Annotated in this window: 20 protein-coding genes and 1 tRNA gene; 11 read left to right on the top strand and 10 right to left on the bottom strand. The window is 67.7% G+C overall.

Going from position 1 to position 19,381, the window contains the following annotated elements:
• Positions 1 to 61: 61 nt before the first annotated feature.
• From glmU to OXR60_RS06230, 3 genes are all read left to right on the top strand, one after another.
• A complete protein-coding gene (gene glmU / locus OXR60_RS06240) occupies positions 62 to 1,414 on the top strand; it encodes a bifunctional UDP-N-acetylglucosamine diphosphorylase/glucosamine-1-phosphate N-acetyltransferase GlmU (protein WP_267394928.1) in 1,353 nt (450 codons plus the stop codon).
• A complete protein-coding gene (gene glmS / locus OXR60_RS06235; protein ID WP_267394926.1) occupies positions 1,414 to 3,237 on the top strand; it encodes a glutamine--fructose-6-phosphate transaminase (isomerizing) in 1,824 nt (607 codons plus the stop codon). The genes glmU and glmS overlap by 1 nt, the downstream gene beginning before the upstream one ends.
• Before the next feature lie 110 nt (positions 3,238 to 3,347).
• Complete coding sequence (locus OXR60_RS06230; RefSeq protein ID WP_267394924.1) at positions 3,348 to 4,262, top strand: ROK family protein; 915 nt, start codon at positions 3,348 to 3,350, stop codon at positions 4,260 to 4,262.
• Between the two features lie 13 nt (positions 4,263 to 4,275).
• Here the strand turns inward: OXR60_RS06230 and dinB are convergent, their stop codons facing one another.
• A complete protein-coding gene (gene dinB / locus OXR60_RS06225) occupies positions 4,276 to 5,394 on the bottom strand; it encodes a DNA polymerase IV (RefSeq protein WP_267394922.1) in 1,119 nt (372 codons plus the stop codon).
• Between the two features lie 71 nt (positions 5,395 to 5,465).
• Here dinB and OXR60_RS06220 point away from each other — a divergent pair, with 71 nt between their 5' ends.
• From OXR60_RS06220 to OXR60_RS06205, 4 genes are all read left to right on the top strand, one after another.
• On the top strand, positions 5,466 to 6,059 hold the full coding sequence (locus OXR60_RS06220; protein ID WP_267394920.1) for an isochorismatase family cysteine hydrolase: 594 nt from the start codon (positions 5,466 to 5,468) through the stop codon (positions 6,057 to 6,059).
• A gap of 84 nt (positions 6,060 to 6,143) precedes the next feature.
• A complete protein-coding gene (locus OXR60_RS06215) occupies positions 6,144 to 6,326 on the top strand; it encodes a hypothetical protein (RefSeq protein ID WP_267394918.1) in 183 nt (60 codons plus the stop codon).
• A 75-nt stretch (positions 6,327 to 6,401) separates the two neighbouring features.
• Entirely contained in the window at positions 6,402 to 6,527 is a 126-nt protein-coding gene (locus tag OXR60_RS06210) for a hypothetical protein (protein ID WP_267394917.1), read from the top strand.
• Between the two features lie 71 nt (positions 6,528 to 6,598).
• Positions 6,599 to 7,075, top strand: a complete 477-nt coding sequence (locus tag OXR60_RS06205; RefSeq protein ID WP_267394916.1) for a hypothetical protein — start codon at positions 6,599 to 6,601, stop codon at positions 7,073 to 7,075.
• Positions 7,076 to 7,126: 51 nt separating this feature from the next.
• Here the strand turns inward: OXR60_RS06205 and OXR60_RS06200 are convergent.
• Positions 7,127 to 7,203 (bottom strand) — tRNA-Pro (locus tag OXR60_RS06200).
• Between the two features lie 108 nt (positions 7,204 to 7,311).
• Between OXR60_RS06200 and pnuC the strand changes: the two genes are divergently transcribed.
• Genes pnuC through lepA form a run of 3 tightly spaced genes read left to right on the top strand, consistent with a single transcriptional unit; the run spans position 7,312 to position 10,271 of the window.
• Positions 7,312 to 7,887: a nicotinamide riboside transporter PnuC gene (pnuC, locus tag OXR60_RS06195; RefSeq protein WP_267394914.1), complete on the top strand. Its 576-nt coding sequence runs from the start codon at positions 7,312 to 7,314 to the stop codon at positions 7,885 to 7,887.
• Positions 7,884 to 8,405 (top strand): ATP-binding protein, encoded by a 522-nt coding sequence (locus OXR60_RS06190; RefSeq protein WP_267394913.1) that lies wholly within the window; start codon positions 7,884 to 7,886, stop codon positions 8,403 to 8,405. The genes pnuC and OXR60_RS06190 overlap by 4 nt, the downstream gene beginning before the upstream one ends.
• Positions 8,406 to 8,462: 57 nt before the next feature.
• The gene (lepA, locus tag OXR60_RS06185; RefSeq protein ID WP_267394912.1) at positions 8,463 to 10,271 is read left to right on the top strand and encodes a translation elongation factor 4; all 1,809 of its coding nucleotides are present in this window, start codon (positions 8,463 to 8,465) and stop codon (positions 10,269 to 10,271) included.
• 171 nt (positions 10,272 to 10,442) lie between these two features.
• Here the strand turns inward: lepA and OXR60_RS06180 are convergent, their stop codons facing one another.
• Both OXR60_RS06180 and OXR60_RS06175 read right to left on the bottom strand, forming a co-directional pair.
• The gene (locus OXR60_RS06180; protein WP_267394911.1) at positions 10,443 to 10,577 is read right to left on the bottom strand and encodes a hypothetical protein; all 135 of its coding nucleotides are present in this window, start codon (positions 10,575 to 10,577) and stop codon (positions 10,443 to 10,445) included.
• Between the two features lie 193 nt (positions 10,578 to 10,770).
• Positions 10,771 to 11,013 carry a hypothetical protein gene (locus tag OXR60_RS06175; protein WP_267394910.1) on the bottom strand — a complete coding sequence of 81 codons (243 nt, stop codon included), beginning with the start codon at positions 11,011 to 11,013 and terminating at the stop codon, positions 10,771 to 10,773.
• A gap of 201 nt (positions 11,014 to 11,214) precedes the next feature.
• Between OXR60_RS06175 and OXR60_RS06170 the strand changes: the two genes are divergently transcribed.
• Complete coding sequence (locus OXR60_RS06170; RefSeq protein WP_267394909.1) at positions 11,215 to 12,084, top strand: DUF3800 domain-containing protein; 870 nt, start codon at positions 11,215 to 11,217, stop codon at positions 12,082 to 12,084.
• Positions 12,085 to 12,398: 314 nt separating this feature from the next.
• On the opposite strand, the gene OXR60_RS06165 is transcribed toward OXR60_RS06170, so the two are convergent.
• From OXR60_RS06165 to OXR60_RS06140, 6 genes are all read right to left on the bottom strand, one after another.
• A complete protein-coding gene (locus OXR60_RS06165; RefSeq protein WP_267394908.1) occupies positions 12,399 to 13,478 on the bottom strand; it encodes a hypothetical protein in 1,080 nt (359 codons plus the stop codon).
• Positions 13,479 to 13,600: 122 nt separating this feature from the next.
• A complete protein-coding gene (locus OXR60_RS06160) occupies positions 13,601 to 14,080 on the bottom strand; it encodes a YaiI/YqxD family protein (protein ID WP_267394907.1) in 480 nt (159 codons plus the stop codon).
• A gap of 130 nt (positions 14,081 to 14,210) precedes the next feature.
• A complete protein-coding gene (locus OXR60_RS06155; protein WP_267394906.1) occupies positions 14,211 to 15,992 on the bottom strand; it encodes a DEAD/DEAH box helicase in 1,782 nt (593 codons plus the stop codon).
• 84 nt (positions 15,993 to 16,076) lie between these two features.
• Positions 16,077 to 16,754, bottom strand: a complete 678-nt coding sequence (locus tag OXR60_RS06150; protein WP_267394905.1) for an HPP family protein — start codon at positions 16,752 to 16,754, stop codon at positions 16,077 to 16,079.
• A gap of 2 nt (positions 16,755 to 16,756) precedes the next feature.
• Positions 16,757 to 17,935, bottom strand: coding sequence for an NAD(P)/FAD-dependent oxidoreductase (locus OXR60_RS06145; RefSeq protein WP_267394904.1), 1,179 nt, complete (start codon positions 17,933 to 17,935; stop codon positions 16,757 to 16,759).
• Positions 17,936 to 18,070: 135 nt separating this feature from the next.
• Positions 18,071 to 18,721: a peptidylprolyl isomerase gene (locus OXR60_RS06140; protein WP_267394903.1), complete on the bottom strand. Its 651-nt coding sequence runs from the start codon at positions 18,719 to 18,721 to the stop codon at positions 18,071 to 18,073.
• Positions 18,722 to 19,381: the final 660 nt, after the last annotated feature.

Below are 19,381 nucleotides of genomic sequence, written 5' to 3'. Positions count from 1 at the left end.
GTCAACGCGGTTGGCCCGATGCTATGGAAATGGCAACTCTTCCGTGGCAGTCACCGGCCGCATGACGACACCTCTCGCAGTGATCATCCTCGCCGCCGGCAAGGGCACCAGGATGAAATCCGATCTCCACAAGGTGCTCCACCCGATCGCCGGCCGGCCCATGCTGCTCCACCTCGTCAACAGCGTCTCGGCGTTGTCGCCGGAACGGGTGGTGGTGGTCACCGGCGCCGGCCGCGAGCAGGTGGAGGCGGCAGTCGCGCCGCTCGGGATCCACACCGCGCTCCAGGCCGAACAGCTCGGCACCGGCCATGCCGTGCTCCAGGCGCGTGATGCGCTGGCAGGCTTCGCCGGCGATGTGCTAATCCTCTATGGCGACGTGCCGCTGGTCAGCGCGGCGACGATGCGGCGGATGATCGACGGTCTCCATGCCGAGCCGACCCCGACCGCGGTGGTGCTCGGCTTCCGTCCTGCCGACGCGGGCGCCTATGGCCGGGTGATCGCCGGTGCCGACGGGCGGATCGCCAAGATGGTCGAGTATAAGGACGCGAGCGCCGACGAACGCGCCGAGACCCTGTGCAATTCGGGGCTGATGGCGGTGCGCGCCGCCGATCTGTGGCGCCTGCTCGGCGAGGTCGGCAACGACAATGCGGCCGGCGAATATTATCTGCCCGACATCGTCATGCTCGCCGGTGCCGAAGGGGGCTTCGCCCGGGTGATCGAGACCCATGCCGACGAGGTCGCCGGCGTCAACAGCCGCGCCGAGCTGGCGGTGGTGGAAGGCGGCTGGCAGGCCCGCCGCCGCGCCGAGGCGATGGCCGAGGGCGCGACGCTGATCGCGCCGGAGACGGTGTGGTTCGCCCATGACACGCAGATCGGCCGCGATGTGGTGATCGAGCCCCATGTGGTGTTCGGGCCCGGCGTCAGCGTTGCCGATAAGGTCACCATCCGTGCCTTCTGCCACATCGAAGGGGCGAGCATCGGAGCGGCCGCCGAGGTGGGGCCTTACGCCCGGCTGCGGCCCGGCGCGGTGTTGGGCGCGACGTCGAAGGTCGGCAACTTCGTCGAGATCAAGAAAGCGGTGCTCGGCGCGGGAGCCAAGGCGAACCATCTCAGCTACATCGGCGATGCCGAGGTGGGAGCGGGGGCCAACATCGGTGCGGGCACCATCACCTGCAATTACGATGGTTTCTTCAAGTATAAGACCGTGATCGGTGCGGGGGCCTTTATCGGGTCGAACAGTGCGTTGGTGGCGCCGGTCACCGTTGGCGATGGCGCGATCGTCGCGGCAGGATCGGTGCTGACCCGTGATGTCGCACCGGGCGCGCTGGCGCTGGTCAGGCCACCGCAGGTCGAGAAGCCGGGTTGGGCCACCCATTTCCAAGCTGCGTCGCGTGCCAAGAAGGAAGCCAAATAATGTGTGGAATCGTTGGAATCGTCGGCACGGACGACGTTGCTGACCGGCTGCTCGACGGGCTCAAGCGGCTGGAATATCGCGGCTATGATTCGGCCGGCATCGCCACCGATCACGATGGCGCGATCGAGCGCCGGCGCGCCTCGGGCAAGCTGGTCAATCTTGCGCGCGAGCTTGCCGCCAACCCGCTGCCCGGCACCACCGGCATCGCCCACACCCGCTGGGCGACCCATGGGGGCCCCACCACCAACAACGCCCATCCGCACGCCACCGGCGAGGTGGCGGTGGTCCACAACGGCATCATCGAGAATTTCAAATCCTTGCGCGACGAGCTGATCGCGCGCGGTCGGGTGTTCACCAGCGAGACCGATACCGAGGTGGTCGCGCATCTGATCAGCGAGAAGGTGGAGGCCGGGCTCGATCCGATCGGCGCGGTACGCGAGGTGTTGCCGCGGCTGCACGGCGCGTTCGCGCTCGCCATCCTGTTCCGCAAGCATCCGGATCTGCTGATCGGCGCGCGGCTCGGCTCGCCGCTGGTGGTCGGCCATGGCGACGGCGAGACCTATCTCGGCTCGGATGCGCTCGCGCTGGCACCGCTCACCCAGCGCATCGCCTATCTCGACGAGGGCGACTGGGTGGTCTGCACCCGTGATGGCGCGCAGGTCTATGATCGCGACAACAACGCCGTCGAGCGCGCGATCACCATTTCCGGCGTCACCGGCGAGCTGATCTCCAAGGGCAACCATCGGCACTATATGCTCAAGGAGATCTACGAGCAGCCGATCGTGGTCGCGCAGACGCTGCGTTCCTACCTGCAGCGGATGGAGGATCGGGTGACGCTGCCGATCCCCGAGTTCGATCTGTCGCAGATCAAGCGGGTGACGATCGTCGCCTGCGGCACCAGTTTCTATGCCGGGATGGTCGCCAAATATTGGTTCGAGCAGTTCGCCCGTGTGCCGGTCGACCTCGATGTCGCCTCCGAATTCCGCTATCGCGCGCCGGTGATGGAGGCGGGCGGGCTCGCCTTGTTTATCAGCCAGTCGGGCGAGACCGCCGACACGCTGGCCGCGCTGCGCCACGCCAAGGCGGAGGGCCAGACGATCGCGGTGGTGGTCAATGTGCCCACCAGCAGCATGGCTCGCGAGGCGGATTTGCTGCTTCCCACGCATGCGGGCCCCGAGATCGGCGTCGCCTCCACCAAAGCCTTCACCTGCCAACTCGCCGTTCTCGCCGCGCTGGCGGCTAACCTTGCGCGCGCCAAGGGCCAATTCAAGCACGGCGAGGAGAAGCAGATCGTCAAGCATCTCGGCGAGGCGCCGGCGGCGCTCAACGCCGCGCTCGCCTATGACGAGGCGATCGCCGAGATGGCGGGCGTGATCGCGGGCGCGCGCGACGTGCTGTATCTCGGTCGCGGCACCGATTACCCGCTGGCGCTGGAAGGCGCGCTCAAGCTCAAGGAGATCAGCTACATTCACGCCGAGGGCTATGCCGCGGGCGAGATGAAGCATGGCCCGATCGCGCTGATCGACGAGAATGTGCCGGTGATCGTGATCGCGCCGTCTGGCCCACTGTTCGACAAGACGATCAGCAACATGCAGGAAGTGATGGCACGCGGTGGCAAGGTGGTGCTGATCAGCGACTATGACGGCATCCAGGCTGCCGGCGAGGGCTGCATTGCCACCATCACCATGCCCAAGGTTCACCCGCTGATCGCGCCACTGGTTTATGCGGTACCGGTGCAGCTGCTGGCCTACCATGTCGCCGTCGCTAAGGGCACCGACGTCGATCAGCCGCGCAATCTCGCCAAGTCGGTCACTGTCGAATAGCGTGGCCGGCCGGCACGCCGCCGGCTAGGACAGCGGAATAGCTGGTGACGGCATGAAGCCGTGCCCCGTGGGCGCGGTCGGGAGACGATAGTGAGCGACTGGATGATGCGTTGATAAGTGTGCCGCCGTTGGTGGCGGGGATCGAACTGGGTGGCACCAAGATCGTGTGCCTGCTGGCGCGCGGCCCCGACCAGATCGAGGATCGCGTGCAATTGCCGACGACCACGCCGGCCGAGACGCTCGCGGCGGTCGAGGCGGTGCTCGATGGCTGGCGCGGGTTCGACGCGCTGGGGATCGCGAGTTTCGGCCCGATCTCGATCGATCACCATGCCGGCCACTATGGCTTCATCACCTCCACGCCCAAGCCGCATTGGGCGGACACCGATGTCGCCCGGCGACTGGAGGCGCGCTACAAGGTGCCGACCGGTTTCCACACCGATGTGGTCGGCGCCGCGCTGGCAGAGGCCCGCTGGGGCGCTGCCGAGGGCCTGCGCGACATCGCCTATGCAACCGTCGGCACCGGGATTGGCGTTGGGCTGATTGCCGGCGGTCGGCCGGTCGACGGCCTCACCCATTCCGAATTCGGCCACATCCGCCCGGTCCGCCAGCCGGGCGACGATTGGGTGGGCGTCTGCCCGTTCCACGGCGCATGCCTCGAGGGGTTGGCGTCCGGCCCCGCTATCGGCGCGCGCACCGGGCTGAAGGGCGAGGAGATCCCGGCCGATCACCCGGTGTGGGAAGGTGTGGTTCAGGCACTCGGACAGCTTTGCCACACGTTGGTGCTGACGGGCGTACCGCGCCGCATCGTGATGGGCGGCGGCGTGATGGTGGGCAACCCGCACCTGTTCCCGCGGGTGCGCGCGGCGATGGTCAAGAGCCTGGCAGGCTATATCGCGCTGCCCGAGATCGGCGAGGACAGTTTCGTGGTCGCGCCCGCGCTTGGCGGCAATGCGGGGCCGCTCGGCGCGATCGTGCTCGGCGGCCAGGCGCTCGAGGGCCAGCTGCGATCCTATAACGCCGGCTGAACGGCTTCCGCGCTCACAGCGGCAGGGCAGGCTGATCCTCGTCCTCGCCGGGATCCTCGCCAAGGATGCCCGACAGGGTCAGCCCGAGCAGCCGGATGCCGCCGGGTACCGGCAGTTGTGCGTCGAGCAGCTCGATCCCGGTCGCGAGCAGGGTGTCGCGGCTTGCCACTACGCCCGTCAACGATCGCGCACGGGTGATGGTGCGGAAATCGGCGTGGCGCAGCTTTAGCGTCACCGTGCGGCCGCGCGCACCGCTGCGCTCGATCCGCACCCAGGCGGCTTCGGCGACGCGGTCGAGCGCGGCGTGCAGCTCGGCGGGATCGGACAAGTTGGTCTCGAAGGTCCGCTCGGCGCCCACCGACTTGGTCGGCCGGTTGACGCGCACGGGGCGATGATCCTCGCCGCGCGCGGCGGCGTACAAATAATCGGCGTAAGAGCCGAAATGCGCCTGGAGAAAGGTGCGCGGGCGATCGCGCAGGTCGGCGCCGGTGAGGATGCCGAGCTGCTCCATGCGTTGCGCGGTGACGGGGCCGACGCCGTGGAACCGCTTTACCGGCAGCGAGGCGACGAAGGCCGCGCCCTTGGCCGGTGGGATCACGCACATGCCATCCGGCTTGTTCTGGTCCGAGGCGAGCTTGGCGATGAACTTGTTATAGCTCACGCCAGCGGACGCGGTGAGCCCTGTATCGGCCTTGATCCGGGCGCGGATCTGCTCGGCGATCGCCTGCGCCGAGCCGAGGCCGTGGCGATCCTCGCTGACGTCGAGATAGGCCTCGTCGAGCGACAGCGGCTCGATCAGCGCGGTGTAGTCTGCGAAGATGGCCCGGATCTGTTGCGACACCGCGCGATAAACTTCGAACCGCGGCGGCACGAACACCAGATCCGGGCAGCGCCTGAGCGCAGTGACCGACGGCATCGCCGAGCGCACGCCGAACGCCCGCGCCTCGTAGCTCGCCGCTGCGACCACGCCGCGTGCGCGCGATCCACCAACCGCGACCGGGCGTCCGCGCAGCGTGGCATCGTCACGCTGCTCGACGCTCGCGTAAAAGGCATCCATGTCGACGTGGATCACCTTGCGTTGCGGCGGCGGCGCATCGCTGTCGGCATCGATCATCGTGGCTGGCTCGACCATGGTTCCCCTTTTGTGCCGCTAAATCGCTGCAGATCAAGGCCGAGTTGCGATCGGTGCGTTAATGTCGCGCGATGACTGATGCCACGCCCCCTCCCGCCGTCGGACACACCGCCCTGCTGATCATCGACATGATCAATGCCCTCGACTTTGAGGGAGGCGACGAGCTGAAACCCTCGGCCGACTCGGCCGCGGCGGCGATCCTGACGCTCCGCGAGGCTGCCGATGCCGCGGGCGTGCCGGTGATCTACGTCAACGACAATGATGGGCAGTGGCATGCCGAACGCGGCAAACTCGTCGAGGCGGCGCTGGCGAAGCGCGGGCCCGGGCATGAGTTGACCGAGCGCCTGCGCCCGCGCGACAACGACTATTTCATCGTCAAGCCGCAGTTTTCCGGCTTCTACGCCACCAATTTGCCGGTGCTGCTGCCGCAGCTCGCGGTCAGCCGGCTGATCATCACCGGCATTGCCGCGGACATCTGCGTGCTGTTCACCGCGGCGGACGCGCACATGCGGCAGTACGAGCTGTGGATCCCCAGCAACGGCGTCGCAGGCTCTCACCCCGAGCGGACCCGCTGGGCGCTCGACATCATGCGTAACAGCATGAGCGCCGAAATCAGCGAAACCGGCGCGCTGAGCCTAGCCGAGTGGATCGATGCCGCCGGGTGAACAGGCGGCGGGAGGACGATCATTGAGTCCGCCTTCACCATTCCTGTGAGCACCGTGGATAGATGATCGGACTAAGCGGATAGCATGGATGTCGATGAATTGCGGAACGAGGCGCTGATCCGCCTGCACGAGGCCGAGCATGGCGCCTCTCCCGAACAGGCGGTGGAGCTGAGGCTGAGCGCGGCGCGGTTGCTCGCGACGGCGGAGAATTTCGAGCGGCCCGGTGGCGCGGTACTCGGTCACCAACCGCAATTGCGCGCTGCCTGACGCCATAAGGCCGTGGCCATTGTTGCGGGCGGTGCGTTGAACCGGCCTCGCATCTTCCGCGAGCGGAGCTTGCCCATGGCCGATCACGACAACAACAACGCCGAGCCGCAGCGGCAGGCGGTGCCGCACATGCTGCGCTACACCGCGCTGATCGCGGTGCTGGCGATCCTCATCATGCTGTGGTTTGCGTTCAGGCGCTGAGTCGCCTCCTGCGAGAAGTACGGGGGGTGGGCTGGAGGTTGCCGTAACTCGGGCCCGCTTATGGCGGGGCCATGCGAGAACCCTCTGTCTCCGTACGGCTCGACGGCCATTACCGGGCGATCATCGCGGTGTTGTCGCGGGTGTCGCCGGTGCTCGGCAGGGAGAGCATCTTCGCCGCCGATGCCGCGATGCTGGTCGACCGCCGCCAGGAGATGGCGCGGCTGCTGATGGAATATGCCTTGTTCAAGCATCGCGACATCTTCGAGCCGGCGATCTTTGCCGGCGGCGAGCGCGCCAAGGAGGCGCGACGGCTGAAGATCGCCTGCATCGTCGCCGGTGAGGACTTCCGCAGCTATACCCGCGCCGCGGCGGCGGCGGGGCCGCTCGATGACTGGCGGGGCTATCGGCTGCGCGCGACCGCGCAAGCCGCCAGCCTGCGCGCGCATGTCGTCGCCGAGCGCGTCTCGATCCTGCAACTGCTCGGCCGGCAGGAGCGGATCAGCCCCAAGGCGCCGCGCGCCGAGGTGCACACGCCGGTGATGCTCTAGCTGACTAGCGGGTGTTCGGGGGGAAGGGACCTCATAGCCCCAACGCTGCAATGGTCGGGGCGATAGGATTCGAACCTACGACCCCTGGACCCCGAGACCAGTGCGCTACCAGACTGCGCCACGCCCCGACACATTGCAGGTGGGAGCGCCTAGCCGCAGTGCCGGCGCGCATCAAGCCCTAAAAGCACCGGGCTTTTCGCCTTTACCCGCGCCGCCGCGATGCTAGGCCCGCGGGCGTGAGTTGGATTGAAGCGCTTGCCGCCCTGCTGGTCATCGTCAACGTCGCGCTGGTGGCGGGGCGGAGCGTGTGGAACTACCCGTTCGCGCTCGCCGCGGTGGCGGTCTATGCTGTCGTGTTCGCCGAGGCGCGGCTGTACAGCGACGCGCTGCTCCAGGGCTTCTTCTTCGCGGTCAACATCTACGGCTGGGCCAGTTGGACCCGCAACCGCGCCGCCGCCGGCGAGCTGGTGGTCGAACGGCTGCCCGCCGCAGCGCGCGCGCGCTGGGCGATCGGCTGCGTGGGTGCGACGATCGGCTGGGGGCTGCTGATGCACCGCTATACCGATGCCGCTTACCCGTGGTGGGATGCGGCGATCGCGATCACCAGCATCGCTGCGCAGACGCTGCAGGCGCGCCGCGCGATCGAGAGCTGGTGGCTGTGGATCGCGGTCGATTGCGCCGCGGTGCCGCTGTACGCGGCCAAGCAATTGTGGTTCACGACGGGCGTGTATGTCGTCCTGCTGCTGCTCTCGGTGATCGGGCTGATCGACTGGATGCGCGCCCGCCGGCGTCAGGCCGCCGCCGCCGCATGACGCCGCGCTCGATCTGCCTGCATGGCCCCGAGAGCACCGGCAAGTCGACGATCGCGCCGCAGCTCGCCAAGCATTTCGACACCCCGTGCGTCGCCGAGTTTGGGCGTACCTATTGCGAGGCGTTCGGCACCGACCTGACGATGGCCGACCTGGTCGAGATCGGGAAGGGCCACGACGCCAAGACCCGCGCCGCGCTCGCCCGCGGCCGCTTCCCCGTGATCCTCGACACCGACCCGCTGATGAGCGCGGTGTGGGGGCTGATGATGTTCGGCCGGCGCGACCCCTGGTTCGACACCTGGCACAACACCGCCGACCTCTACCTGCTCTACGACATCGACCTGCCCTGGGTGGAGGACGGCACCCGGCTGTTCGGCACCGCGGCCGAGCGGCAGCGCTTCTTCGACCTGTCGCGCGCCGAGCTCGAGCGGCGCGGCGTGCGCTGGGCGCTGGTGAGCGGCACCGGCCATGCCCGCTATCTCGCCACCCTTGCCGCGATCGAGCGCTCGAGCCGGGACTGAGCTGCGACAGGCGAGGGCCATGATGACGACGGCGGGCAGGGCTGCTAGGGGCAGCGCATGACTCCGCTCTCCACGATCCGTAACTTCTCTATCATCGCGCATATCGACCATGGCAAGTCGACCCTGGCCGACCGGCTGATCCAACAGACCGGCGGCCTCACCGAGCGTGAGATGTCGAGCCAAGTCCTTGATAACATGGACATTGAGAAGGAGCGCGGGATTACCATCAAGGCGCAGACGGTGCGCCTGTCGTACCTCGCCAAGGATGGCGAGACCTATACGCTCAACCTGATGGACACCCCCGGCCACGTCGACTTCGCCTATGAAGTGAGCCGCAGCCTCGCCGCCTGCGAGGGCGCGCTGCTGGTGGTCGACGCCGCGCAGGGCGTCGAGGCGCAGACGCTCGCCAACGTCTACCAGTCGATCGAGCACGACCATGAGATCGTGCCGGTGATCAACAAGATCGACCTTCCCGCCGCCGAGCCCGAGCAGGTGCGCAAGGAGATCGAGGATGTGATCGGCATCGACGCCTCGGGCGCGGTGCTCGCCAGCGCCAAATCGGGGATCGGCATCGCCGAAATCCTCGAGGCGATCGTCACCCGCATCCCGGCGCCGACCGGCGACATCGACGCGCCGCTGAAGGCGATGCTGGTCGACAGCTGGTACGACCCCTATCTCGGCGTCGTCATCCTCGTCCGCGTGATGGACGGCGTGCTCAAGAAGGGCCAGCAGGTCGCGTTCATGAACGCCGGCACCACCCATCTGGTGGACCGTGTCGGCTGCTTCCGCCCCAAGATCGAGCAGCTCGCCGACCTCGGCCCCGGCGAGATCGGCTTCATCACCGCGCAGATCAAGGACGTCGCGCAGGCGCGGGTCGGCGACACGCTGACCGATGCCAAGCGCCCCGCCGCGCAGGCGCTGGAGGGCTTCAAGGAAGTCCAGCCGGTCGTCTTTTGCGGGCTGTTCCCGGTCGACGCCAACGACTTCGAGAAACTGCGCGAATCGATCAGCAAGCTGCGGCTCAACGACGCCTCCTTCTCGTTCGAGATGGAGACCAGCGCGGCCTTGGGCTTCGGCTTCCGCTGCGGCTTCCTCGGGCTGCTGCACCTCGAGATCATCCAGGAGCGGCTGACCCGCGAATATGACCTCGACCTGATCACCACCGCGCCCTCGGTGGTCTATGAGATCGAGCTCAGCCACGATGGCGGCCATATCGAGCTGCACAACCCGGCCGACATGCCCGACCCCAACAAGATCGCGATGATCAGCGAGCCGTGGATCCAGGCGACGATCTACGTGCCCGACGAGTATCTCGGCTCGATCCTCAAGCTGTGCCAGGACCGCCGCGGCATCCAGAAGAACCTCACTTATGTGGGCGGCCGCGCCCAGGCGACCTATGAGCTGCCGCTCAACGAGGTGGTGTTCGACTTCTACGACCGGCTCAAATCGCTGTCCAAGGGCTATGCGAGCTTCGACTATTACCAGATCGGCTATCGCGAGGGCGACCTGGTCAAGATGAGCATCCTCGTCAACGACGAGCCGGTCGACGCGCTGTCGATGATCGTCCACCGCGGCACCGCCGAGGTGCGCGGGCGCGGCATGTGCGAGCGGCTGAAAGAGCTGATCCCGCGTCACCTGTTCAAGATCCCGATCCAGGCGGCGATCGGCGGCAAGGTGATCGCGCGCGAGACGATCAGCGCGATGCGCAAGGACGTGACCGCGAAATGCTATGGCGGCGACGCCACCCGCAAACGCAAGCTGCTCGACAAGCAGAAGAAGGGCAAGGCGAAGATGCGTGAGTACGGCAGCGTCAGCATTCCGCAGGAAGCGTTCATCGCGGCGTTGCGGATGGGGGATGAGGGGTAGGGTTGAGGGGCGGCGGCTGCGGCCGCGCTTCTTCCGTCGTTCTGCCGGGCTTGGTCCGGCATCCACGGCGCCGCAACGGCGGCATGCGCGAGTGGCGGGGTGGACCCCGGAACAAGTCCGGGGCGACGGGACCGGAGGCGGGCGGCTGTTCGGACGCTGGTCGCTACGGCGCTACTTCTTCTTGCTGCCTTCCTTTTGCGACAGCGCAGAGCCTGCGGCGGCTTTGGAATCTTTGCCGGTGCGGCCGTCGTTCAAAACTTCCGACGCCGAGTGCGCGGCTTTGTCGCTGGTCTTTTTGTCAGGCATTTCACCCTCCTATCCAACTACAGCTGAAACGTGCTTGATCACCATCTGTTCCGGGCGACATGGCAGGCCATTTGAGCACTGCGAGCACCTCAGCTTCAGCGAGGCAATAGACAAAGACGTCACTATCACGAACCGTCGTGGCTACGCTGGCGTTCGGCAGGGGCCCTATCTACCGGCGCGGACGTTCCGGGAACTAGATCCGTTCACGGGGCCGCACGTGCGGCGGTCTAGGCAGAGCGTCGAGTTCGGCCAGCATGGTCCGCCAGTACTTTAGCCGCTCGGCGGCGTCGTCTGCAGTCACCGCCGGCTTGAGGGTGATGACTTCCCCGTTACGCTCGACGGTGACGTCGATGCCGGGGCCGAATGCCACCTCCGCAGGAAGCTCCACCACGACGCCATGATCGCTCGCAAAGGTCTTGCCTTCGACGATGCCCATCATCGGCTCCTCTCTGGGAATATGCCGGATGCGAGTCACGCGAGCAAAATTATAGATCGTCCTCGACTTAGACGGTAGGGTTAGGGTCGATCTGTCCTCATCTAGGACCCTTTTGCAACATTGACCACGGTGTGGTCAGTCCAGGGTATGCCATGTGCTTGGATGGTCGGCGTCCTGAACAGCTTGATGAGGCTAGACTCTGTGCGTGGTCTGTTCAATGATCTTCGCATGCTTCCCACACAAATAGGGTACGTAGTATACATCGACGAGGCTGGCGATCCCGGGATCAAACAGAAGGATCCAAACGCTCTCGCAAAGGCTTCTGAATGGTTCGTCCTTTCTGCAATGGTCGTTAGCAGCGCGAGGGATGGCGACGTTCCGGGGTGGGCGGCGGACATGCGAGACGCCGTTCGGAAGCCGGCACTTGAACGGCTTCATTATAGAAATCTTTCGACCTCTAACCAAGTGCGAGTGGCGCGAATGCTTGCGCGCAAAGAGGTACGGCTGTTTACTGTGGCGTCGCACAAAACCAATATGCGGGGCTATCAGAATACTCGCATCGGAAATGGCTTTGGGCGCGGAGAGTTCTACAACTGGTGTCTTCGTCTGCTGCTGGAACGCGTCTCGGACTGGTGCAGCAGGAGATCATTAAGGTTATCAGGGCAGTCAGAGGTCGCCAAGGTTGTGTTCTCAAAGAGAGGTGGCCATGACTATAGCCATCTTTATGGCTATCTAGATACGCTTGTCATGCAAGCTGAGGCTAAAACAACCTTTCTCAAGGCTAGGGAGGTTGTTCCGGGTGTACTGCAGACCAAATACTGTGAGGTTATGCCGGACAGTAAGATAGCTGGCCTTCAGTTGGTCGACATTGTGGCTAGCTCGTTCTTTCAGGCGTCTGACTCGCTGCAGGCAAACTATTCGCTGACGTCGGTACAGGAACTTAAGGCGCGTACTGCCATCGCTAAAGGCAAGAGAGATCCCGCGGGCTATGGGCTCTTGCGCTTGCCCTTTCCACATCAAGCTCAGATCCCTCAAAATGATGAACCGCTGTTTGAAATGTTTGGCTATTGAAGAAGAGTGGCGGGCCCTGGCCCTCGGTCCACCTCACGGGCGATAGGCCACCATCCTACGGGCAACCTTCCGTGCAGCTGCCTTCACGCGCGAAGCGATCAGGCTGAGGGGTGTTCCAGCGCATCCCGCCGGAGAACACTGTAAAAGGCCAACATTAAAACTCAATTCAACGTGGCGACGGCACGTCTCGGCTCAGCGTGCAAGTGACTCGGTTCGTCGCAGCGGCTCGAACGCGAACACGTCGGTAAACATCATCGTCTGTGCTATTTGTTGGCAGCAACCTAATTGTGCTTCGTAGCGAGCATCAACTGCCCTCACTCCCAATCAGCCGGATCATACGGCTTCTCCGCCTTCGCCATCATCGCCTGACGCTCCTCCACGCTCAGCAGCGGCGCGGGGGTCGGTACCGGCAGGCGCTCCCATTCGCCGCTCTCCTTAGCGGCGCGGACGCGGGCGGCGGCCGCGTCGATGGCGTCTAGGCGGGCGGGGTCGGCGAGGGCGCGCCAGCCGGGTTCGCCGGGGTTGAAGAGCTCGGCCTCGTCGTCGAGCTCGTCGTCGGTGTCGCCGACGAATTCGCCGATGAACTCGCCCTCGGCATCGCCGCGGTGAACGAAGGCGACGTCGGGGTTGTCCTCGGGCAGGGTCTCGGCGGCGCGGACCGCGTTGGCGGCGAGCGCGGCGAGGACCTCGGCGCGCGCGGCGGCGTCGAGCGGCACGCCGGCGAAGGCGGCAAGCGTGGCGGCGTGGCTGTCGGCGTCGTCTGCCGCATCGCCCGCTGCGGCGGTGGTGATGGTGGCCTGGGCCGCCGCGGCAGCGGTCCGAGAGATGTTGGTGCCGGCCATAGCCATGCCGGCAGCGAGGGCAGGCTGGTCGCCGCCGGTGGTGGTAGCGAGCGGTTGGAGCGGGGTGGCGGCATCGTCACCGGTGGTGGCGATCGCCGCGGCGCTGGCGCGCGCGGTGATGTGGCGGATGGTGTGGCGAGGCTGCTCGGGCGTCGCGCCATAATGGCGCAGGATGAACATCAGCAGCCGGTCATTCTTCTTGCGGCGATAGCCCATCAGCTTGCCGGCGCAGAAGACGGGAACGAGCTGGCCGTTGAGCGCGCGCTCGAACGCCTCGTCCTTGATCCGGAGCACCCCCATGCCCTGCGCCGCCTGCCACGCCGCGCGCAGGCTCGCCGCCGCCGGGTGGCGGCGCAGCGCATAGGCGCTCTCCGGCGACATGTTGACCATGTTGGCCGCGGTGCGCACCGAGCCGGTGTCGGCGAGCGCGGCGATGAAGGCGCGCTGGCGCTCGGGCGTCCAGCCGTCATGGCGGTCACGCAACCGCGGCACCGGGGTGAAGGAAGCCGGCGCGGGTCGCTGCTCGGGCGGGGTGGGGGTGAGGTTCTTCATGAGTCGCAGAGCTAACCCATATGGTTCGCTGTAGGACAGCGCTATTTGCATGAGCTTTGCGGCCTTGGCGGCGATGCGTGGCGCAGCGCGACGTGCGCGCCGCTGCCCGCCGGGCAAGGAAATCAGCGCTGGAGCTTGGCGAGCGCGGTGTCGAGCGCCTGGAGGAAGCGGCTGCGGTCGGCGGCGGCGAACGGGCGCGGGCCGCCGAGCTGGTCGCCGCCGGCGCGCAGGTCGGCCATGATCGCGCGGGTGGCGATGGCGCCGCCGATCGAGGCGGGGGTGAAGGGCTTGCCGGTGGGGGCGAGCACCGTGGCGCCGGCCTTGAGGCAGCGGTCCGCAAGGAGGATATCGGCGGTGATCACCACCGCGCGCGCGTCGGCAGCCTCAGCGATCCAGTCATCGGCGGCGTCGAAGCCGTCGCTCACCACGACGCGGCCGATCAGCGGGTGGGCGGGGATGCGGAAGTGGCTGTTGCTGACGATCGTCACCGGCACCGCGCGGCGCCAGGCGACCTTGTAGATCTCGTCCTTGACCGGGCAGGCGTCGGCATCGACCAGGATGCGGACGCCGCCGGTGACGGGCGTTGGGGCGGGGTCAGTCATGCGGCGGCCTATCCCGGCCTTTGCGTCGCGCCGTCACCCCGGCGACCGCCGGGGTGCGGTGAGGCCGATGCCCCGACAGCGCCGCTCGAGAACCCGGCTCGCGCCGGGGTGACGGATCGCGCCGCGGGGATCAGGGGCGGGGACCGCGCGGCTTGTACGGCTTGGCCTGGTGGCGCGGCGGGCCGCCGGCGGGGCCGTTGCTGCGCGGCGGGCGGCCGGCGTTGTCACGCGGCGCGCGCGGGGCGCGGGCCGGGCCGTCACCGTCGCCGCGGGGCGCGCGGCCCTCGCGGGGGTTGCCGGTGAACGGGATGATCTGGAGGCTGCCCTCGTCATTCTCCGGGTTGGCGGTGCGCTTGACCGAGGCGAGCACGCGATCGGCAACCGCGCGCGGCACCTCGAACAGCGTGTCGTTGGGGTTGATGCGGATCGCGCCGATCTCCGCCTTGGTGATGTGGCCGCGGCGGCAGATCAGCGGCAGCAACCAGCGCGGGTCGGCGTTCTGGCGGCGACCGATGTCCATCTGGAACCAGACGGTGTCGTCGAAGCCGGGGCGATGGCCCCCAGGCCCATTGAGGGTACGATCGGTCGACTGCGGGGCGGCCGACGACGAATCGAGCAGGTCCTCGGCCTGCGGCATCACGCTGCGATGGGCATGGACCAGCGCGGCGGCGATGTCTTCGGGGCTCTTCTCGGCGATCAGGCGCGTGGCGAGCTCGCGATCCTCGTCGTCGAACTCGATCGGCGCGAGCAAGGTGGTGATCAGCCGCTCGCGATCCTGCGCGCGGATGTCGTCCGCCGAGGGGGCGGGGATCCACTCGCAGGCGATCTTGGCCTGCTTCAGCATCATGTCGACACGGCGGCGGCGCGGGTAGGGCACGATGAGCACCGCGGTGCCCTTCTTGCCGGCGCGGCCGGTGCGGCCCGAGCGGTGCTGCAGCGTCTCGGCGTCGCGCGGCATCTCGACATGGACGACGAGGCTGAGGCTGGGCAGATCGATGCCGCGCGCGGCGACGTCGGTGGCGACGCAGACGCGGGCGCGGCGATCGCGCAATGCCTGGAGCGCCTGGTTGCGCTCGTTCTGGCTGTGCTCGCCGGACAAGGCAACCGCGGCGAAGCCCCGCTCAACCAGGCTGGCATGGAGGTGGCGGACGTTGTCGCGGGTGGCGCAGAACAGCATCGCCGTCTCCGCCTCGTGGAAGCGCAGCAGGTTGATCACCGCATGCTCGATATCCGCAGGGGCGACGGTGACGGCCTGATAGGCGATGTCGCCATGGCCGCGGTCCTCGCCGACGGTGGAGATGCGCAGCGCGTCGCGCTGGTAACGCTTGGCGAGGGCGACGATCGGCTTGGGCATCGTCGCCGAGAACATCAGCGTGCGCCGCTCGGTGGGCGAGGCGTCGAGGATCTGCTCGAGGTCCTCGCGGAAGCCCATGTCGAGCATCTCGTCGGCCTCGTCGAGGACGGCGACCTTGAGGTTGGACAGGTCGAGCGCGCCGCGCTCGAGATGGTCGCGCAGCCGCCCGGGGGTGCCGACGACGATATGCGCGCCATGGCTGAGCGAGCGGCGCTCCTTGGAGGCGTCCATGCCGCCGACGCAGGTGGCGATGCGGGCATGCGCCTCCTTGTACAGCCACATCAGCTCGCGGCTAACCTGGAGCGCGAGCTCGCGGGTGGGGGCGATGATCAAGGCGAGCGGCTGCGCCGGGGGCGGCAGCGCGCCCTCGGGCATCAGCTCGCCGGCCATGGCGAGGCCGAAGGCGACGGTCTTGCCCGAGCCGGTCTGGGCGGAGACGACGAGGTCGCGCCCGGCGGCCTCAGGCTCGATGACGGCGGCCTGGACGGGTGTCGGGGCGGCATAGCCGCGCGCGGTGAGCGCCTCGGCGAGAAGCGGGGGAAGCGATGAAAAAGGCATGAAGGTCCTAAATGGGATACCGGTGCCATAGCAGCAAGGGGGCCCGAACGATAGGGGCACGCCGTCCCGCCGCGGGGCGGTGGCTCAGGCGGGCCGCTGGCCTCGACGGGTTTCAGCGTGACGCTCGGCGCGCTGGAGTAGCTGTTCGAGATCCTCGGGGGCGATGTCGAAGCTCTCATGCGCCTCGGCGAGCGCGCGGTAGATGTCGGCGCGGAGCAGGCCGGGCGCGGCGACCGGCGGCCCGGCGCGGTGCGGGTAGCGGTGGCCCGAGACGCGGTGGAACGCCCAACCGGTGCCCAGCAGCAGCAGCGAATTGACCGCGACCGGCGCGAACGGGAAGACGAACCCCGCCGCGGTCACCGCCGGGCCGCCGATCACCGCGGTCAGCGCCGCAGCGCCACCGGGTGGGTGGAGGCAGCGGCACAGCGCCATCCCTACGATGGCCGCGCCGACCGCGGCGCCTGCGGCCAGCGGGCCATGGCCAAGCAGCTGCGCGATCGTCACGCCGACCAGCGCCGAGACGACATTGCCGCCGAGCAGCGGCCAGGGCTGGGCAAGCGGGCTCGCCGGCACCGCGAACAGCAGCACCGCCGAGGCGCCGACCGGCGCGACCAGCAGCGGCAAGCTGCTCCAGCCGAGCAGCCAGCTCGAGACGAGGCTGGTGAGCGCGATGCCGATGCCGGCGGCGAGGCCGGCGACGACGCGGTCGCGCAACGTGGCGCCGGCGAGCAGCGGCGCGAACAGGCGGGTTGGGATCGTCATCGCTACAGCACCTGGCCCACCGCCCAGCCGCTCGCCCAGGCCCATTGGAAGTTATAGCCGCCGAGCCAACCGGTGACGTCGACCGCCTCGCCGATCGCATACAGCCCGGGTACCCGCCGCGCCTCGAGCGTCTGCGACGAGAACTCGGCGGTGCTGATCCCGCCGGCGGTAACCTCGGCCTTGGCAAAGCCCTCGCTGCCATTGGGGTTGAACGCCCAACCGCCCAACCGGCGCGCCGCCTCGTCGAGCCGGCGATCGGCGAGGTTGGCGAGCTCGCCGGCGAGACCGAGCCGATCGGCCAGCACCTCGGCAAGGCGATCGGGCAGGCGGGCGGCGAGCGCGCGGCGCACCGTGGTGCGCGGCTGGCTGCGCTTGGCGGCGGCGAGCCAGTCGGGCGCGGCATCGGGGACGAAATCGACCGCGATCGGCTGGCCGTGACGCCAGTAAGAGGAGATCTGCAGGATCGCCGGGCCGGACAGGCCGCGATGGGTGAACAAGGCCGCCTCGCGGAACGCGATCTTGCCGACCCGCGCCACCACCTCGGCGGCGACGCCGGATAGTTCGCGGAACAAGGTCTCCTCGCCCCCCAGGGTGAGCGGCACCAGCGCCGGGCGCGGCTCGACCACCTTGAGCCCAAAGCGGCGGGCGAGATCATAGGCAAGGCCGGTCGCGCTCATCTTGGGGATCGATGGTCCGCCGGTGGCGATCACGAGGCGCGGCGCGCTCGCCTGCCGCGCGCCGATCGCGACGCGGTACTCGTTGCCGTCATGCGCGACCTCGCCGAGCGGCTGGCCGAGCGCGATCTCGACCGCGCCGGCACGGCACTCGTCGAGCAGCATCGCGACGATCTGGCGCGCCGAGCCGTCGCAGAACAACTGGCCCAGCGTCTTCTCGTGCCAGGCGATGCCGTGGCGCTCGACCAGCGCGACGAAGTCGGCGGCGGTGTAGCGGCCGAGCGCCGACTTGGCGAAATGCGGGTTGGCCGACAGATAGCGGTCGGCCTGGGTGTGGAGGTTGGTGAAGTTGCAGCGGCCGCCGCCCGAGATCAGGATCTTCTTGCCGGGCTCGTCGGCATGATCGACCAGCAGCACGCGCCGCCCGCGCTGCCCGGCAACCGCGGCGGCCATCAGCCCGGCCGCACCGGCGCCGAGGATGATGGCATCAAAGGTGTCGCGTGGCATCGCGGCGCGTTAGCCGACGGCTGGGCAGGCGTCCAACGACGTAAATGGTCGTTCACCTCGGATCGTCATCCCAGCGCAGGCTGGGCCCTTATGATTGAGACGAGCCGGAAGCCGCGCATGCATCGTCCGCCAGCCTTACGAATGCGTCTTCATCAGCCACGGCTTGACCATGCCCGTCGGCCGCGGCTTGCCGTCGAGCCGCACCGCGCTGACCAGCTGCACCGGGTGGAGCAGCAATTGCCCACCCATGCCCCCACCGGTCGGCTTGGCAAGGATGCGGTGGATGGTCGGCATGCCGCTGACGACATGGCCGAACGCGGCATAACCGGGCGAGCCGGGATGGGCGTCCATCGTCGGCATCGGACCGACGGTGATGAAGAAGTTGCCCCCGGCCGATCCCGCCTCGGCGCGGCGCGCCATCGAGATGGTGCCGTCGAGATGATGCAGCCCGGTCATCGCGGTGGTCTCGAGCGGGAAGGGCGGCAGGATCCGCCGCGCGTCGGTGCGGATCCCGCCCTGGACGAAGCCCTTGGTCTGTTCGTTGCGGCTGCGCGCCGAGCGATAGAAGGTGACGCCGTTGAACCGGCCATCATCAACATAGGCGAGGAAGTTGGCGCTGGTCTTGGGGGCGTGGCGGGTATCGACCGCGATCACGACCGGCCCTTCGGAGGTGGTGAACCGGACCCGGACCAGCCCACCGCCATGCGCGGGGGCGGCAGTAGCCGCTGGGGCCGGGGCGCTGGCGGCAATGAGGGCGAAGCTGGCGAAAGACGAAACGAAACGCATGGGCTTACTCGTGATCATGGCGGCCGCCGGGTGATGAAGCCGGGGCTAGGCACAGGGACACGGCTTGGCAAGCGCGGGTCTAACGGCGGGCGAACGTGGAAGCGAAAGCGCGAATGCAGTTAACGAAATGACGGTTGCGCTTTTTGCACTTGCGTCGATCCATGCTGCGACGCAAAAGGAACCCGCCTTTCAGGCATCCTCTCCTAAAACTTTTCGGCCGGTCTCTGACCGGCCTTTTTTTTGTCCGCGCGAGGCGCTAGGCAATGGCTGCCTTCGTCGCGCCGTAGATAATCATACGGAGCGGAGCCGCCGGTACGACCGGCAACCGGCACGATGTCGGCGCGGGGGATCGAGGCCTTGTCGGTCTCTCCCCCGCTGCCGGCCTTCCGGCACGATCCATCTGACATCGCCACCCAACTGACGCGATCCTCCGACGCCATCAGCAAGAAGGGTGTTTTCGCGCAGAGGCGCGGAGAAGACGTGAACCGAGGGAGGGCGGCTACGATAGCCAGCCGCCGCTGGCCTGCCGCATGCTATATCAGCATGCGGCAACTCTGCGTCCTCCGCGCCAGCCACTGTTATTCTCTCCGCCTGAACGATGCTCCCCGCTGCGCAGCGCCGTCACGAGGCGGGGCAGGGTGGCTCACAAGGACCAAGTCT

The organism is Sphingomonas sp. GC_Shp_5 (assembly GCF_026540855.1).
Classification (GTDB): domain Bacteria; phylum Pseudomonadota; class Alphaproteobacteria; order Sphingomonadales; family Sphingomonadaceae; genus Sphingomonas.
The sequence above is the reverse complement of the archived record's forward strand: the minus strand, read 5'-3'. Positions and strand labels throughout refer to the sequence as shown.

Excerpts from the sequence above, each read along its gene's own strand:
- OXR60_RS06155 (WP_267394906.1), bottom strand. The coding sequence starts at position 15,992 with ATGCCTTTTTCATCGCTTCCCCCGCTTCTCGCCGAGGCGCTCACCGCG.
- OXR60_RS06165 (WP_267394908.1), bottom strand. The coding sequence starts at position 13,478 with ATGAAGAACCTCACCCCCACCCCGCCCGAGCAGCGACCCGCGCCGGCT.
- OXR60_RS06145 (WP_267394904.1), bottom strand. The coding sequence starts at position 17,935 with ATGCCACGCGACACCTTTGATGCCATCATCCTCGGCGCCGGTGCGGCC.
- OXR60_RS06205 (WP_267394916.1), top strand. The coding sequence starts at position 6,599 with ATGCGAGAACCCTCTGTCTCCGTACGGCTCGACGGCCATTACCGGGCG.
- OXR60_RS06175 (WP_267394910.1), bottom strand. The coding sequence starts at position 11,013 with ATGGGCATCGTCGAAGGCAAGACCTTTGCGAGCGATCATGGCGTCGTG.
- glmS (WP_267394926.1), top strand. The coding sequence starts at position 1,414 with ATGTGTGGAATCGTTGGAATCGTCGGCACGGACGACGTTGCTGACCGG.
- OXR60_RS06180 (WP_267394911.1), bottom strand. The coding sequence starts at position 10,577 with ATGCCTGACAAAAAGACCAGCGACAAAGCCGCGCACTCGGCGTCGGAA.
- lepA (WP_267394912.1), top strand. The coding sequence starts at position 8,463 with ATGACTCCGCTCTCCACGATCCGTAACTTCTCTATCATCGCGCATATC.
- OXR60_RS06215 (WP_267394918.1), top strand. The coding sequence starts at position 6,144 with ATGGATGTCGATGAATTGCGGAACGAGGCGCTGATCCGCCTGCACGAG.
- OXR60_RS06220 (WP_267394920.1), top strand. The coding sequence starts at position 5,466 with ATGACTGATGCCACGCCCCCTCCCGCCGTCGGACACACCGCCCTGCTG.
- glmU (WP_267394928.1), top strand. The coding sequence starts at position 62 with ATGACGACACCTCTCGCAGTGATCATCCTCGCCGCCGGCAAGGGCACC.
- OXR60_RS06160 (WP_267394907.1), bottom strand. The coding sequence starts at position 14,080 with ATGACTGACCCCGCCCCAACGCCCGTCACCGGCGGCGTCCGCATCCTG.
- OXR60_RS06140 (WP_267394903.1), bottom strand. The coding sequence starts at position 18,721 with ATGCGTTTCGTTTCGTCTTTCGCCAGCTTCGCCCTCATTGCCGCCAGC.
- OXR60_RS06190 (WP_267394913.1), top strand. The coding sequence starts at position 7,884 with ATGACGCCGCGCTCGATCTGCCTGCATGGCCCCGAGAGCACCGGCAAG.
- OXR60_RS06210 (WP_267394917.1), top strand. The coding sequence starts at position 6,402 with ATGGCCGATCACGACAACAACAACGCCGAGCCGCAGCGGCAGGCGGTG.
- dinB (WP_267394922.1), bottom strand. The coding sequence starts at position 5,394 with ATGGTCGAGCCAGCCACGATGATCGATGCCGACAGCGATGCGCCGCCG.
- OXR60_RS06150 (WP_267394905.1), bottom strand. The coding sequence starts at position 16,754 with ATGACGATCCCAACCCGCCTGTTCGCGCCGCTGCTCGCCGGCGCCACG.